3 protein-coding genes and 5 pseudogenes are annotated in these 14796 nt (G+C 76.6%); 4 read left to right on the top strand and 4 right to left on the bottom strand.

Annotated features, from left to right (window positions below):
- The first annotated feature begins 336 nt into the window (after positions 1 to 336).
- Positions 337 to 1598: pseudogene (gene eccE / locus ACQEVS_RS24835) on the top strand (type VII secretion protein EccE).
- A pseudogene (locus ACQEVS_RS24830) lies at positions 1598 to 2394 on the top strand (hypothetical protein). The pseudogenes eccE and ACQEVS_RS24830 overlap by 1 nt, the downstream one beginning before the upstream one ends.
- Before the next feature lie 246 nt (positions 2395 to 2640).
- Here ACQEVS_RS24830 and ACQEVS_RS24825 read toward each other — a convergent pair.
- Both ACQEVS_RS24825 and ACQEVS_RS24820 read right to left on the bottom strand, forming a co-directional pair.
- Entirely contained in the window at positions 2641 to 4053 is a 1413-nt protein-coding gene (locus tag ACQEVS_RS24825) for a PQQ-binding-like beta-propeller repeat protein (protein WP_433023681.1), read from the bottom strand.
- A 155-nt stretch (positions 4054 to 4208) separates the two neighbouring features.
- Positions 4209 to 4859: pseudogene (locus tag ACQEVS_RS24820) on the bottom strand (serine/threonine-protein kinase); the annotation flags it as partial.
- A gap of 1373 nt (positions 4860 to 6232) precedes the next feature.
- On the opposite strand from ACQEVS_RS24820, the pseudogene ACQEVS_RS24815 reads away from it, so the two are divergent.
- Both ACQEVS_RS24815 and ACQEVS_RS24810 read left to right on the top strand, forming a co-directional pair.
- A pseudogene (locus ACQEVS_RS24815) lies at positions 6233 to 6517 on the top strand (SCO5717 family growth-regulating ATPase); the annotation flags it as partial.
- Positions 6518 to 7081: 564 nt separating this feature from the next.
- A pseudogene (locus ACQEVS_RS24810) lies at positions 7082 to 9522 on the top strand (AAA family ATPase); the annotation flags it as partial.
- Between the two features lie 236 nt (positions 9523 to 9758).
- Here the strand turns inward: ACQEVS_RS24810 and ACQEVS_RS24805 are convergent.
- Both ACQEVS_RS24805 and ACQEVS_RS24800 read right to left on the bottom strand, forming a co-directional pair.
- Positions 9759 to 10706 (bottom strand): bifunctional riboflavin kinase/FAD synthetase, encoded by a 948-nt coding sequence (locus ACQEVS_RS24805; RefSeq protein WP_433023680.1) that lies wholly within the window; start codon positions 10704 to 10706, stop codon positions 9759 to 9761.
- Positions 10707 to 10759: 53 nt separating this feature from the next.
- Positions 10760 to 14626 (bottom strand): serine protease, encoded by a 3867-nt coding sequence (locus ACQEVS_RS24800; protein ID WP_433023679.1) that lies wholly within the window; start codon positions 14624 to 14626, stop codon positions 10760 to 10762.
- Between the last annotated feature and the right edge of the window lie 170 nt (positions 14627 to 14796).

Raw genomic sequence — 14796 nt, 5'->3', positions numbered from 1 at the left:
CCGCCGTCGGACCGGCCGGACCCGCTGGTCGGACCTGCCCTCGGTCCGCGTTGTCAGACCGGCCCCCTACTATGCCTGTTGACGATCCGGTCGTGCCGTCCGGGTGCGGTCGCCGTACGGGCCGGGGTCCGCGGTGGCCGGTCCGTGCCCGTGGCGGGGCGCGGTGCTCGGACGGTTCGGCGTGGTTCCGGTGAGTGTTCCGGCAGGTGTTCCGTCAGGTTTTCCGGGGCGAGTTCCAGGACGTGTCCCAAGGCATGTCCCGGGGCGCGTTCCAGGACGCGTCTCGGGGCCGGCTCCGGTGAAGTGTTCTGACAACGGCGAGGGGGGTGCGCGGGTATGGCGTCCGCGGCGCGATCGGCGCAGCAGGCCACGGTCGTGCGCCGGCGGTCCGGGGCGGGCCGGCTGGGCCCGGTGCGGCTGCAGCAGCTCGTGCTGCTGGAGGTCGCGGCGGCACTGGTGCTCGTGGGGTACGCCGTCGACCCGCTGCTGGCCGCCCCCGCCGTCGGAGTGGCCGCAGTCCTCGCGGCGTTGGCGCTCGCGCGGCGGCGGCAGCGGCCGATATCGGAGTGGCTGGGGGCGGTCCTGGCGCTGCGCCGCCGTACGCGCGGTGCCGCCGGCGCGCCGGGCTCCGCCGATGTCGCGCCCGCCCTGGCCCCGCTCGTGGAGTGCGAACCGGCGCTGCGCGTGGAGTCGTTCACGGACCGCGAGGGCCGGCACATAGGCGTGGTGGGCGACGGGACGTTCGTGACCGTCGTCCTCCAGGTCGAGGCGGTGGACGAGCCGCTGCGCCCGCTGCGGGTGGAGAAGGCGCTGCCGCTGGACCTGTTGCGGGACGCGCTGGACTCGGCGGACGTCCGGCTGGAGTCGGTGCAGGTGGTGCAGAGCGCGCTGCCCTCGCCCGCCCCGCACCTTTCCGCCCAGGCGCTGGCCGCGCGGAACTACGCGCCGTTGCAGGCGCTGACGGGCGCCCCGGCGGTCCGGATGACCTGGGTGGCGCTCAAGCTCGACCCGGAGCTGTGCCCGGAGGCCGTCGCGGCCCGGGGCGGCGGTGTCCGGGGGCCCGGCGGTGTGTGCTGCGCGCGGCGGACCAGCTGACGAGCCGGCTGCGGAGTGCCGGGTTCCGGGCGGTGCTGCTCGCGGAGGAGGAGCTGGCGTCGGCCCTGTCGACCGCGGCGAACGTCAACCCGGCCGCCACGGCGCAGGCGAGCCGTTCGGGCACGGGCGCGCGGCGGACCGCCGAGACGTCCCGTACGTGGCGGTGCGACGACCGCTGGCACACCTCCTACTGGGTCGGCCGCTGGCCGCAGTTGGGCCCCGGTGCGGCGTCCCTGCCGCAGCTGGCCGCGCTGCTGACGTCGCTGCCCGCGCTGTCGACGACGCTGAGCCTGACCCTCGGCCGCGGGCGCGCCCGGGACGGCGGACATGTGCCGACGGTCACCGGGCACATACGGGTGTGCGGGCGCAGCGCCGACGAACTGGGCGAGGTCCGGCGGGAGCTGGAGCGGACGGCGCGCGGGGTGAAGGTCGGGCTCGTCCGGCTGGACCACGAGCAGGTTCCGGGCGTTCTCGCCACACTGCCGCTGGGAGGTACGCGCTGATGGGTCTGCTGTCGAGAACGACGCGGGCGGGCCGGGCCCCGGCGCCGCCGGCCGGATCACCGTCCGCTCCCGCGCCGCCGGCCTCCCCGGCCCGGCGTCCCGCGTCCGGCTTCGGGCTGCTCGGCCCCCGCCACGAGCGGCACGAGCTGGACCCCGACCGCTTCGCGGAGCTCGGCCTGCCGGTCGGCGACGACGGCGTGGTCGTCGGGACGGACGCCCAGGGCGCCCCGGCCGTCCTGGGACTGGTCCGCCCGGCCGCGTTCGACGTGGTCCTGGTGGGCGGCGCCTGGACGGCGCAGGTCATCGCCCTGCGCGCGGTGGGCACGGGTGCCCGGGTCGCCGTGGAGAGCGGACGCCCGCAGCTGTGGACGGCGCTGGCGCAGGCCGCCAACACCGGCCAGCAGTCCATCACCCTGCACGACGTGGGCCGCGTCCCCCGCAGGGCCCCTCGGTGCCGAGCCCGGTCCTCGTCATCCGCGACTGCGGCATACGCCCGCCGCTCGGCCGCGTCCGCTCCGCGCCCTGGCAGCCGGTACTGACGCTGCTCCCCTACCCCGGCCCCACGACCGCGCGCCTGATGTCGCAGGCGGACCTCGTCGGCGTCCAGCGGGTCGCCCCCGAGGAGGCCGTCCGGATCGGCCGCACCATGAACCTGCCCCGGGAGGACGTGGAGTCCCTCTCCACCCTCCCCGACGGCGTCACCCTGTGGTGCACGCGCTCGTCCCGGACGTACGTCACCACGCAGCCGACGGATCCGGAGGCGGGGTTGTTGGGGGCGGCGCGGCGGTTGGAGTAGGGCGGCTCGCCCAAGCGGCGCAGTTGTTCGGGGCGCTGTCGGCAGCATCACGACAGCCGGCGTGGGCCACGGGCAGCGGCCGTCTCGGGCGTTCCCGCGCGGTCGGCGGCCCGACGCGCGCATCGGCCGCTGCCGCGTGGGCGACGTGCCCGGCGCCGATGAGCGGTCAGGATGTCCTCGGGGCACCGGGCAGCGCGCCCCGGCACTCGCCGTGTGCGTTCCGCGCACACCATCGGCTCCGCAGGGTCATTCCAGCGGCAGCGCGCACACGTAGTCGCCGGCCGTCCAGACGAGGCGGCCGGACCGCTCGTGAGCGACGGGCGGGGCGCCGATGCGCCCCGGTACGTCCATGGACCAAGCGATGCGGTGGCTGCGCAGGTCGACGGCCCGGATCCGGTCCCGAGCACCGTCCGTCGCGGCAACGTAGAGGTACTTCCGGCCGGCCACCGGAGGGAGTGAGGTGGGGGGCGTGTCGGGGAACGGCGTCTCCCAGAGGAGCGTGCCGGTGTCCGCGGCCAGGGCGACGATGCCGCGCGTGCTCTCGGCCACGTAGAGCACCCCGTCCTTGACGGTCGGGCGACCGTACGGGCTGGAATCCTGGGAAGCGCTCCCGGTGTCGCGGCCCGCGCCGAACTCCCAGGCGCGTTTGCCGTCGGACAGGGTGACGGCGAGCACGACCGTACTGGCGACGTAGACGCGCCGGTCGTCGGCGGCGACCTGGCCGGTGCCCACGAAGCCCTCGTCGAGCCGTCGCCGCGGGACGTCCCAGGACCATTCGTCCCGGCCGTCGGCCGTGTCACGGGATTTCAGGACGTTGGGGTCGCCCATGGAGCCGGCCCGGGCATAGACGAAGTGCCGGCCGGCCACCGTGGCGGCGGCGCCGCTGGTCGAGCCGGGGAGGTAGGAAGAGCGGAACGCCTGCCGCCAGCGCTCCTTGCCGGTTCTGGTGTCGACGGCGAGGAAGAGCCAGCTGTGGTCGTTGTCGGGGTCGTTGCCCTTGCGGGCGGCGAGATAGACGACTCCGTCGGCGGCGGCCACGGGTTGCGCGGCGAGGGCGGCGGACGACAGGTCGTCGAACGGCCCGGCGACGATCTCCAGGGCGCCCGTACCGGTGACGGTGAAGATCTTCAGCCCCATGGCCTTCTGTCCGCCGGGAGCGTAGGTGTAGATGCGGGTGCCGTCCGAGGTGAACTCGTAGGGCGTCTTGACGGCCGAGGCCGTCCACCGCTTCTCGCCGGTGCGCGCGTCGAGGGCCACCAGGCCCGCGCGGGCCCGCACCGCCACCAGGTCGCCCAGGACGAGCGGAGGGCGGCTGTCGTCGGCGTTCGGCAGGCGGGTCCACCAGGTGGCGCGGGCCGGGATGTTGGCGGGGCGGGCGAAGTGGCTGGGCCCAGGGGTGTCGGTGTGCTTGCGGTTGTTCCACCAGAGCCATCCGCCCGCGCCTGCCGCCGCCACGCCCAGGGTCGAGCCGCCGGCGATGCCGAGGAGGCGGCGGCGGGTGAGGGTGAGGTGGGGCCGGTGGTGATCGAGGTGGCGTCCGGCTCCGGGGGTGGGGGCAGGCGGTGTGGCTGGTGGCGCCAGACTTCGGTGGCGCGACGGGCGATTTCGGCGAGGAGGGTGTCGGGGAGGGCAGTGGGGAATCCCTCCGCGGTGGGCCATCTCTCCGCGGAGGGGAACCTCCCCGCACCAGCGAATCCCTTCGCACCGCGGAATTCCTCCGCGTCGGCCTCCCTGCCCGCCTCCGTCTCGGCCAGCAGCTCGGCGAGTTCGGCCGTCGAGGGGCGGCGGGTCGGGTCCTTGTCCAGGCAGCGGGTCAGCGTGGGAACGAGGGCGGGGGGCAGGCCGGTCAGGTCCGGGGCCGCGTAGCGCACCCGGTAGAGGAGGTCCGCGGCCTGGCCGCCGCCGAACGGGCCGTGGCCGGTCGCCGCGAAGACGAGGACGCCGGCGAGGGCGAACACGTCGCCCGCCGAGGTGTGCTCGGTGCCCGCCGCCTGTTCGGGTGACATGTAGGCGGGGGTGCCGGCCGCGGCGCCGAGGCGGGTCAGGCGGTCGTCGCCGAGCGCCCGCGCCACCCCGAAGTCGATGACCTTGGGGCCGGTGGCGGTGACGAGGACGTTGGACGGCTTGAGGTCGCGGTGGACGACGTCCGAGCGGTGCAACTGGCCGAGCGCACGGCACAGTACGGCGCCGAGGGCCCGTACCGTCCGCTCGGGGAGCGGGCCGCACAGCTCGACGGCCTCGTCCAGGGGCGGGCCCAGGACGTACTCGGTGGCCAGCCAGGGCCGGGGCGCGAACGGGTCGGCGTCGACGACCCCGGCGCCGTACTCCCCGCCGATCACCCGGGCGGCGTCGGACTCCAGCCGGAACCGGGCCCGGAACGCCTCGTCCGACGCGAACCGGGGGTGTACGGCCTTGAGCGCGACCGTCCGGCCGCCCGCGGAACGGGCGAGGTACACCGTGCCCATGCCGCCACCGCCCAGCCGGGCGACGAGCCGGTAGGGGCCGAGCTGCCGGGGGTCGTCGTGGTGGAGGGGCAGGGGCATCAGGACGGTCCGCGGTGGGTTGAGGGGGACGGGTGGGGCGGTACGGCCGGGAGTGCCGCTTCCGCGGCCAGGACGGCGGCGGACTGCCGGGCGAGCTCGGCGACCGCCCGGGCCGGCAGCCAGCCGGGGCGAGGAGCGCGGCCGCCCGACCCGGGCCGCCGTCCAGCACGGTGGCCCGCGGCGGGCCGTCCATGACGGGCGGGGGGCCGAAACCGGGCGCGGTGCCGGGGAGTTCGTCCAGCAGCCGGTGGACCGACGGGCGGTGGGCGGGGTCGCGGACGAGGCAGGCGGAGACGAGGGAGCGCAGGCCCTCGGGGAGTTCGTCACGTTCCGGGACGGTGTGTCCCGTCGCCGCGTAGGCCAGGACCGCACCCAGGGCGAAGACGTCGCCGGGCGGCTCGGGCCGCGCCCCGGCGAGCTGTTCGGGGGCCACCGTGCCCGGGGGGAGGCCGACCGGACCGGCGCCGTCCGCTCCCGCCGGGGTCGCGGCGCGCACCGCGCCGTAACCGGTGAGGCGCGGGCCGTCGGCCGTCAGCAGGACGGCCTCCGGGGAGACTCCCGCGTGCGCCGTGCCCAACGCGTGCACCGCCGCCAGGGCCTCGGCGAGGGCGGTGCCGAGCGCGCGGACGGTCCGTTCGGGCAGCGGGCCGCCGTGCGCGGCCAGTGCGATGGGCAGGGGGAGGGCGGGGAGGTACGGGATGGTGTACCAGGTGGGGGAGTTGCCGCCCGTGGTTCCCTCGCCTGCCGCACCCGTCGCTTCGACCTCGTCGACCACGGCCGTCCACGGGCCGAACAGCCGCCGGGCAGCCTCCGCCTCGCCCCGGAAGCGGTCCGGGTCGGCGCCTTGAGGGGGCGTGGTGAGGATCACCGTGCGGTCGCCGTCCTGGGAGCGTGCGACGAACCGGTGCGGTGTGGCAGGGACATCACCCGTCGGACCGCCCGCGTGGGCGTCGAGCCGGCCCAGCACCGCGTACGGGCCGATCCACCCGGAGTCGCCCGGACGCGGCGGTTCCATTCCGGCCCCTTCCCTTGGTCCCCCTTGTCGCCTCCCGCGGACGCCGTGCGCATGGACGACGGCACTGATGGAATGACGAGCACCGATGGCCGTCGTACGCGAGTACGGCGGCCGGACACAGGAGCCTACTCATGCGTTCGTCCTGCGTGGACGGGGGCCGGGGGCGGGCCGGTGACGAGGGCTCGGCGACGGCATCGGAGGCGATACCAGGCCGTGACCCGCGGGGATGGTGCGGGAGCGTGCGGGCCTGCCGCAGTGCTACGGATGACGATTAGTCTTGATGACCGTACGCATGGAGAACCCGACGCCGGGGGCCCGCAGCGTGACGTATGGGGGAATCGGGCGGTCGTGCCCCGGGAACGGCCCGGTGCCGGCAGGCGATTCCCCGAAGCGCCGGACCACACCAGCAGGAGGCATTGTGAGCAGCGATCGGAACGAGATCCGCGCGGCCGGGACCACAGGCGGCGAGAACCGGTCCGACGCCGACCACGAGCTGGACCAGGATCAGGAAGTCGAGCACACGGGCGAGTTCACCATCGATTACACGCCGCCCGCCTGGTACGTCCAGACCTCCCCGCCCGCTCCGGCGGTCCCCCCGGCGCCTCCGACCCCTCCGGCACCGCCCGCCTCGGGGGCGGGGGCGGGCGCCGACGCGGCGCCGTCCATCGCCGAAGGCGCGGGGGGAGCAGGTGCGGCGGACGCGTCCACCGTCGGCGCGCAGGCCGTTGACGCCTCTGCTGTCGGCGCCTCTCCCGTCGACAACCGGGCCTTCGACACCCGGGCCGTCGACGGCCCTGCCGTTGACGCCCCTGCCGTTGGCGCCTCTGCCGTTGGCGCCTCTGCTGCTGACGTCTCCGCCGCCGGCACGCGGACCGTCGACGCCCCCGTCGTCGACCCTCACGCCGTGGGCGGGAAGGACGCCGACGGGAGTGCGGACGGCGGCGGCGACGCGCGGCCCGGCGCCGTGGCCGGACATGGCCTCGACGGCTCGGGAACGGGCGCCGGCACGGATCCCGCGCCGGCCGAGGGACCGGCGACGCCCGCGACCGTACGGTTCTCGGCCGCGGCACTGCGCGACGAAATCACCGCGCACGCCCCGAAGTCCGATGAATCGGGCGAACCCGGAGCGATCCCGGCATTCGACGGGTCGGACAAGTCGGCGGAGTCGGCGGAGGTTTCGGGCGAATCCGACAGCAGCGGCACCCTGTGCAGCGAGGGCACCATGCGGTTCTCGGCGAGCTCGCTACGCAACCGGACGGGGGCGGCGGGGGCTGGGGACGCACCCTCGGCGTCCGCTTCCCCCTCCGCTTCCGTGCCGCCGGAGGAGGCGGAGACGGAGGCCGAGACCCCCAGCGCGTCCACCGAGTCCTGGACGCCGCCTTCCGTGCCGCCGGCGTCCCTGCCGCCCCTGCCGCCGGACTTCCGCCCCGCCGAGCCCGCCGACGGCCAGGCCGCGCCGGCCGCGCCCGCCCCGTGGGCCCCGCCTGCGACACCGCAGGCAGCCCAGCAGGCGGTTCCGCAGGCCCCGGCGATGCCGTCCGCGCCGCCCGCCGCCCCGACCGCTCCCCCGGCCCAGGCAACCCAGACGACTCAGACGCCCCAGGCGGCCCAGGCGGAGACCTCGGGCACTCCCGCTCCCGCTGTGGCAGAGGGCTCGGGTGCCTTCGCGCTGCCGACGGCGCCCGGTCCGGAGGCCGCGCCCTACGCCGGGAGCCCGGGCACCCCGTTCGCCGCGGCACCGGCGCCCGCTCCGCAGGGCGGCGCCCAGCCCGGCCCGTACGCCCCGCCCGCACCGCAGGCGCTCCCGGCGTACGGCGCGCCGAGCACCCCTGCCCCGGCCACCGAAGCGGCGCCGGCCCAGGGCGACTTCACGCTGCCCGCGGCCGGACAGCCCACTCCCCCGCCGGCGCCGACGGCCCCGACGCCGCCGCCCGCGTACGGCGGCTACGGCGGGTACGGCGTCCCGCAGCCGGACCCGGCGGCGGCCCCGGCCCCGCCCGCTCCGGCCGCCGCACCGCAGGCGCCCGCCAACTCGCCTGTTCCGCAGGGTGGTTACGGGTTCCCGCACCCGACGGCGCCTTCGCCCGAGGCGCCCGCGTCAGCGCCTCGGAGCGGTTACGGCTTCCCGCCCCCCGCGGCGCCCACTGCCGGAGCGCCCGCGCCCGCGTCCACTCCGCAGGGCGGATACGGGTTCCCGCAGCCGACGGGCGCCGCCCCCCAGGGCGGTTACGGCTTCCCGCATCCCGGGACCCCCGCCGGGGAGACACCCCCGTCCCCCGCGCAGCACGCATACCCCCTCCCCCAGACGCAGCCCCAGCCGCCCGCCGCGCCTCAAGGCGCCCCGGCCGCCGGCCCGTACGCGCCCCAGCCGCAGGCCGGCCCCGCCGACACCGGCGCCTTCTCCCACGGCCCCCAGGGCGCTCCCGGCACACAGCCCGTCCAGGCCGGTCAGCCCGTACAAGCCGGTCAGCCCGGTCATCCCGGCCAGGCCGCCGACGCGTCGCCCGCCGGTCCCGTCGACCCGCGCACCGGCGGCTGGCCGACGGTGACGCCGGAACAGCGGCAGCGTTCCGTGCACGGCGCGCCGCTCGGTTACACGGCCGCGGTCGAGCTGTCCTCCGAGCGGCTGCTCAAGAGCAAGCCGAAGCCGAAGAAGCAGAGTTCGGGCCGGTTCAAGTTCGGCGGGAAGAAGGAGGAGGCGGAGCGGCAGCGCAAGCTGGAGCTGATCCGCACGCCCGTCCTGTCCTGCTACCGGATCGCCGTCATCAGCCTCAAGGGCGGTGTCGGCAAGACCACGACGACGACCGCCCTCGGCGCCACCCTCGCCAGCGAGCGCCAGGACAAGATCCTGGCCATCGACGCCAACCCGGACGCCGGCACCCTCGGCCGCCGGGTGCGCCGCGAGACCGGTGCGACCATCCGCGACCTGGTGCAGGCCATCCCCGGCCTCAACAGCTACATGGACATCCGCCGTTACACCTCGCAGGCGCCGTCCGGCCTGGAGATCATCGCCAACGACGTGGACCCGGCCGTCTCCACGACCTTCAACGACGAGGACTACCGGCGGGCGATAGACGTCCTGGGGCGGCAGTACCCGATCATCCTCACCGACTCGGGCACGGGCCTGCTCTACAGCGCGATGCGCGGCGTGCTCGACCTCGCGGACCAGCTGATCATCGTCTCCACCCCGTCCGTCGACGGCGCGAGCAGCGCCAGCACCACGCTCGACTGGCTGGCGGCGCACGGCTACGGCGAGCTCGTCGGGCGCAGCATCACCGTCATCTCCGGGGTCCGCGAGACCGGCAAGATGATCAAGGTCGAGGACATCGTGTCCCACTTCGAGACCCGCTGCCGGGGGTCGTGGTCGTGCCCTTCGACGAGCACCTCGCGGCGGGGGCGGAGCTGGACCTGGAGATGATGCGGCCCAAGACGCGGGAGTCCTACTTCACTCTGTCGGCGATGGTGGCCGAGGACTTCGTGCGGGCCCAGCAGCAGCAGGGGTTGTGGGGGACGAGTGGGCAGCCTCCCGCTCAGCCCGCGCCGCCGTATCCCGCGCCCGGGGGCTGGCCGCAGCAGCAGTGAGGTCCGGCGGGGCCGGGGGATTCGCCCCGGCCCCGCCCTTTCACCGTTTCTTGCAGGGGCTGCGCCCCCGCGCCCCCTGAAACCGCGCTCCGCGCGGTTGTCCTCAAGCGCCGGACGGGCTGAATATCAGCCCGTCCGGCGCTTGAGGACGAGCGGCGAAGCCGCGAAAAGGGGGTCCGGGGCGCAGCCCCAGGAAACGGCGAAAGGGCGGGACCGGGGCACCCTCACCCCGCAGCAGCCACCAGCTCCCGCGCCCGCTTCACGTCATCCGCCATGCGCTCCAAGAGCGCGTCAAGCGTCTCGAACTTCTCCATCCCCCGCAGATAGGCGAGGAAGTCGACCGCGGCGTGCAGCCCGTACAGATCCAGGTCGACCCGGTCGATCGCATACGCCTCCACCGTCCGCTCCGTCGCGTCGAACTGCACGTTCGTGCCGACGGAGATCGCCGCGGGCATGGATTCGCCCTCGACGACGAGCCAGCCGGCGTAGACGCCGTCGGCGGGGATGGCGGTGTGGGGCAGGGTCTCGATGTTGGCGGTGGGGAAGCCGAGTTCGCGGCCGCGCTGGGCGCCGCGGACGACGACGCCCTCGACGCGGTGCGGGTGGCCGAGGATCTCCATGGCGCCGGCCACGTCGCCCTCGGCGACCAGGCGGCGGGTCAGCGTCGACGAGAACGGCAGGTCGCCGCCCGCCTCGCCGGTGAGCTTGAGGTCGATGACCTCGACGCCGAAGTCGTAGGTCGTGCCGAGCTCCTCCAGCAGCGCGACCGTGCCCGCGGCGCGGTGGCCGAAGCGGAAGTTGGGGCCCTCGACGACGAGCTTCGCGTGCAACTTGTCGACGAGGACCTTCACCACGAAGTCGGCCGGCGACAGCTTGGAGAACTCCGCCGTGAAGGGCAGGACGAGGACCGCGTCCACGCCGAGGTCCGCGATCAACTCCGCGCGCCGGTGGTGCGGCGCCAGCAGCGGCGGGTGGCTGCCCGGCCGTACGACCTCGCTGGGGTGCGGGTCGAAGGTCACCACGACCGACGGCACCCCCAGCTCGCGCGCCCGCTCCACCGCACGGCCGATGATCAGCTGGTGTCCGCGGTGGACACCGTCGTACGAGCCGATGGTGACGACGCTGCGCCCCCAGTCCTGGGGGATGTCCTCCAAGCCACGCCAGCGTTGCACTGTGCCCGCTCCTCGCCCGAACCCGAACTCTTGTCTCTGTCGATTACGCAGGTCTAAGAGTGCCATGCCGGTTGGCGGCGGTCCGCATCGGCCGGGACCCCCGCATCGTCCACGCCACGCGTGTCACTCCCGCCTCCCGCCGTCAGCCGGATCCGCGCTCCGGGGCCCACCACCGGCGCCCACCGCGCGGGCGCGGTCCGCAGCCAGCGGCGCAGCCGGGCGCCGAACGCCGGGATCTCGGCGGCGAGCTGCACCAGCCGGCGGTCGAAGCGGGCCGCGCCCTCCGTGGTGCGGGCCAGCAGCTCGCCGACCCGGAGCACGAGGTCGCGGGTGCGCGCCTCGGAGCGTTCGGACGCGCCCTCGGCCACCGCCCGCAGCAGCGCGTCGAGGATGTCGCCGCCGCGCTCGTACGGCTCCTGTTCCTCCCGTTCCAGCAGCACCTCCAGCAGCTCGCGCCGCAGCGCCCGGGAGGCGGCCGTGCCGGGCGCGGCGAGCACCGGGGCGAGGGCTCGGCGGACGGGCGCGGGGCGGGTGCGCAGCAGGTGGGTGACGAGCGGGAAGAGGACGGCGCGGGCGGACGGGCCGTCCTCCAGCCGCCGGTCGATGAACGCGGCCACGTGCGGGGCGCTGTCCGGCCGGTGCTCGACGTGCTCGCGGACCAGGGAGGCCGCGCGGCGGGCGAGCGCCGGGTCGGCGACCTCGGCGAGGATCCGCAGGACGTCCGCCGGCCCGTCCCCTGGCTGGTAGAGGCGGGCGCGGAAGGCGCCGAGCACCGGTTCGGGGTGGGTGGTCAGCGCGGCGGCCAGGGCCGCGGCCGGGACCTGTGGGTCGCCGGCGGAGAACCGGGCGACGGCCTCCGGCAGGTGCTTGGCGCGGGTCAGCGGGTCGCGGACCAGGACGGCCAGCGCCGGCCCGCGCAGGGCGGTCTCGGCGGGACGGGCGAGCAGGGCCAGCGCGGAGTAGCGCAGCAGTCCGCGGTCGGCCTCGGTGGTGACGTACGGCACGGCCTTCAGGCCGTACGCGGCGGCGGCGACGTGCAGTTCCACCCGGTCGTCGTGCGCCCAGCGGTCGACGGCGCGGCAGACGGCGGACGGCTCGTCCTCGGCGAGGGCGGCCAGCAGTTCGTCGGCCTTCGGGTGGGCGGCGCCGACGAGGGCATCGGTGAGGTCGTCGAGGGCGCGTCTGCGGTGGGTGTGGAGCATGGCCTGGGCGGCCGTGGCCACGGTGGGCGCCGCGAACTCGCCACCGCCGTCCGGCGCGGTCAGCAGCGGCCGGTCGTCGTCGAACCACCGGCAGATCAGCGCCTGGGCGGCGCACGGCTCGTCGCCCAGCAGGGCGGCCGCCGCCGGGAGGAAGCGGTCGGCGGCGGGCGGCTGGTGCGTCCCGCCGGCCGCGCCGGGCGGCGGGGCGTCGGCGGGGACGAGGCGGCGGAGCAGGTCCAGGCGGTCCCCGAGGCCCAGAGGCAGCCGGAGCCAGAACGGCGGGCCGAACCGGGTCAGGCCGCCGAGCGCCTCGGTGGCCGTGGAGTCGAAGCCGCCGGCCGCGCGGGCGCACTCGGCGACCCGTTCGGCGAGCAGCCGCAGCACCCCGAGGTACGGGGTGGCGTCCGGGACCCGCAGCAGGGTCTCGGAGAGCAGGTGCGCCGCCCACCAGGCCGGGTCGGTGAGCACCGGCGGCCGGCCGGCGGCTTCCGCCCCGCCGTCCGCGGCCGGAGCGGGTGCGCCCTCCCGGCCGGAGAGCGTCTCCACGGCGTGGACCAGCGCGGTCAGCCGCCGGGAGAGTTCGGTGGGGCCCGAGCGGCGGCCGAGCAGCAGGAGGGACTGGAGGACCGGGCCGATGCGGTGCCGTGGGACGGGCAGCAGCGTGGGCCGCTCCTGCCGGTCGCCGCCGCGCCGGCCCCGGCGTCTGGTCGGCGGCCGGGAGCCGGGCGGCGGCGGTACGTGCCCCTCGGGCGCCCGGGCCGGGCCGCCGCCCCGGCGGGAGGGCAGCCGGACGGCCGCCTCGGCGGGCGGGCCCTCCGGCTCGTACCAGCGGTGGACGAGGGCGTGCAGGGCGGCGTCCAGGTCGAGGTGGGTGCCGTGCAGCCAGTCGGCGAACTCCTCGTGGGCGAAGCGGTAGCCGCTGCCCGCCGGGACGAGCAGCCCCTCGGTGAGCACGGCGGACGCCCAGCCGGTGCGCCAGGGGAAGAGCTGCTCGAACGTCTCCCGCTCCAGCTCCCCCTGGCCGGGGCCGAGGCACTGCCGGGCCGCCTCGTGCACCTGCCCGGCCACCTTGGCGGCCAGCCGGCGGACGGCCGTGCCGCGCAGCGGGGGCCGGCGGGCGGCGGCCAGGCGGACGGCGATGCGCAGGCAGACGAGGTCGAGGTGGGCGGCGAAGACGTCCCACCGGTCGGGGGCAGGGGCGCCCTCCGGCCGGTCCGCGCCGTCCGGGAGCGCGGCGTGGACCTCGGCGAGCAGCCGGAGGGCGAGCGGATGCCCGGCGTCCGCCGGGGCGAGCCCGCCCGCCGGGACGCCGTACGAGGCGCGGGCGCGCTCGGCGAGCTCGGGGGTGAGGCCGGTGAGCCGGACGCAGGCGGGCAGCGCGGCCGGCGGCGCGGCGGTGAGGGCCGGGGCGCCGGTGCCGAGGGCGGTGGCCGGGGAGTGCAGGGCGTCCGGCGGGAAGAGGGCGCCGGCCGTCTCCCAGTGCTCGGGGCGGCAGGCGACGACGAGCCGGGTGCCGGTCCGCTCCAGCCAGCGGGCGGTGGCCGCGGTCCAGGCGGGCAGCGCGTGGGCGAGCAGCGGCGGCATCTCCTCGGGGCCGTCGAGGAGGACGAGCAGGGGCCGGCCCACCCGGTGCCCGAGCCGGGCGACGGCCTCCGGGGTGGCCGCGGAGGTGTCGCCGACGGTGCCCTGGGCGCCCGCCGAGGCGGTGACGATGCGGCCGGCGGCCTGCAGCGCGCGGGCGATGGCGTCGCGCAGGCTCCCGTCGTCGGCGCGGAGGTCGGCGCCGCGCAGCCAGAGCGTCGGCGCCGGCTCCGCGCCGCGCGAGCGCCGGGCGGCGAGGGCGCCCAGCTCCGTGGTGCGCCCGGTGCCGGGCTCGCCGACCAGGCCGAGGACGTACGGCCCGCCGGGCCCGTGCCCGCCGGCGGCCCGGGTCAGGGCCCGCGCGCCGGGCGACCCGCCGGCCAGGAAGCAGTCGAACTCGCGGATCGTCTCGGGCCGCTCGACGGGGTCGCGCCAGGTGCGGGGGGTGACCACCGAGCCGAGGGAGGTGCCGGTGAGCTGGAGGGCGCCGGCGAGGTTGAGGTCGCGGCCGTAGGCGGGGACCGTCGCCGCGTTCCGGTCCAGGAGCCTGGCCAGCGGCCCGTCGGGGTCGGCGGCGGCCGTGGCCCGCAGCGGGATCGCGTAGCCGCCGGCCCGGCGCTCGGCGTGCAGCGCGGTACCGAGGACGGCGACGACCGCTCCGGTGCCCGCGTCGAGCACCGGGCCGCCGGTGGCCTCCTCCCCCAGCCGCAGCGGCGTCCGCTCCGGCAGGGACAGCTCCAGGGCGGTGCGCAGCAGGTGGAAGCGGTCGGTGGCGGTGTACGTGACCAGGGGTTCGCCGACGACCGCGGCGTCGTGCCAGCGGCCGGCCCGCAGCCGGACCTCGGTGCCGCCCTCGATGTGCTCGGTCGCGGCGACGGCGAGCGGCGGCAGGTCCAGGCCCTCCGTGCGGACGAGGGCCAGGTCGCAGTCGGGCAGCGGCGTGACGGCGTCGGCGCCGACCACCACCGTGCGGTCGCCCGCGGCGTGCAGCACCAGACAGGCGAGGCCGTCGACCGCCTCGTGGCTGGTGATCAGGGTGGACCTGTCGTCGACCGGGAAGCCCGTGCCGCGCCGCCGCCCGGCGAGATCCCTGATGCGCACCAAGGACTCGTCCGCGTCGGCCCGCCGACCGCTCATCCGCCGAACCTCCCCGCGTGACCGTACGTGCGTACGCCCGTACGTTCCGAAGGTAGGCAGCCGGTGATCGGCAGGACAGATCGCGAGCCGAACGCGCCCCCTTGCACCCCCGTGGTTCACTCCGAGCGCCTGCCCGTTGGGGTGAATCGTGCGTATCAGATGGATAGAGA

Source organism: Streptomyces sp. CA-181903 (genome assembly GCF_050937075.1).
GTDB lineage: Bacteria > Actinomycetota > Actinomycetes > Streptomycetales > Streptomycetaceae > Streptomyces.
This window is presented reverse-complemented; position numbering and strand designations above follow the sequence as displayed.

Coding starts and splice junctions, on each gene's coding strand:
- ACQEVS_RS24825 (WP_433023681.1), bottom strand. CDS start 4,053: ATGGCCCACCGCGGAGGGATTCCCCACTGCCCTCCCCGACACCCTCCT.
- ACQEVS_RS24800 (WP_433023679.1), bottom strand. CDS start 14,626: ATGAGCGGTCGGCGGGCCGACGCGGACGAGTCCTTGGTGCGCATCAGG.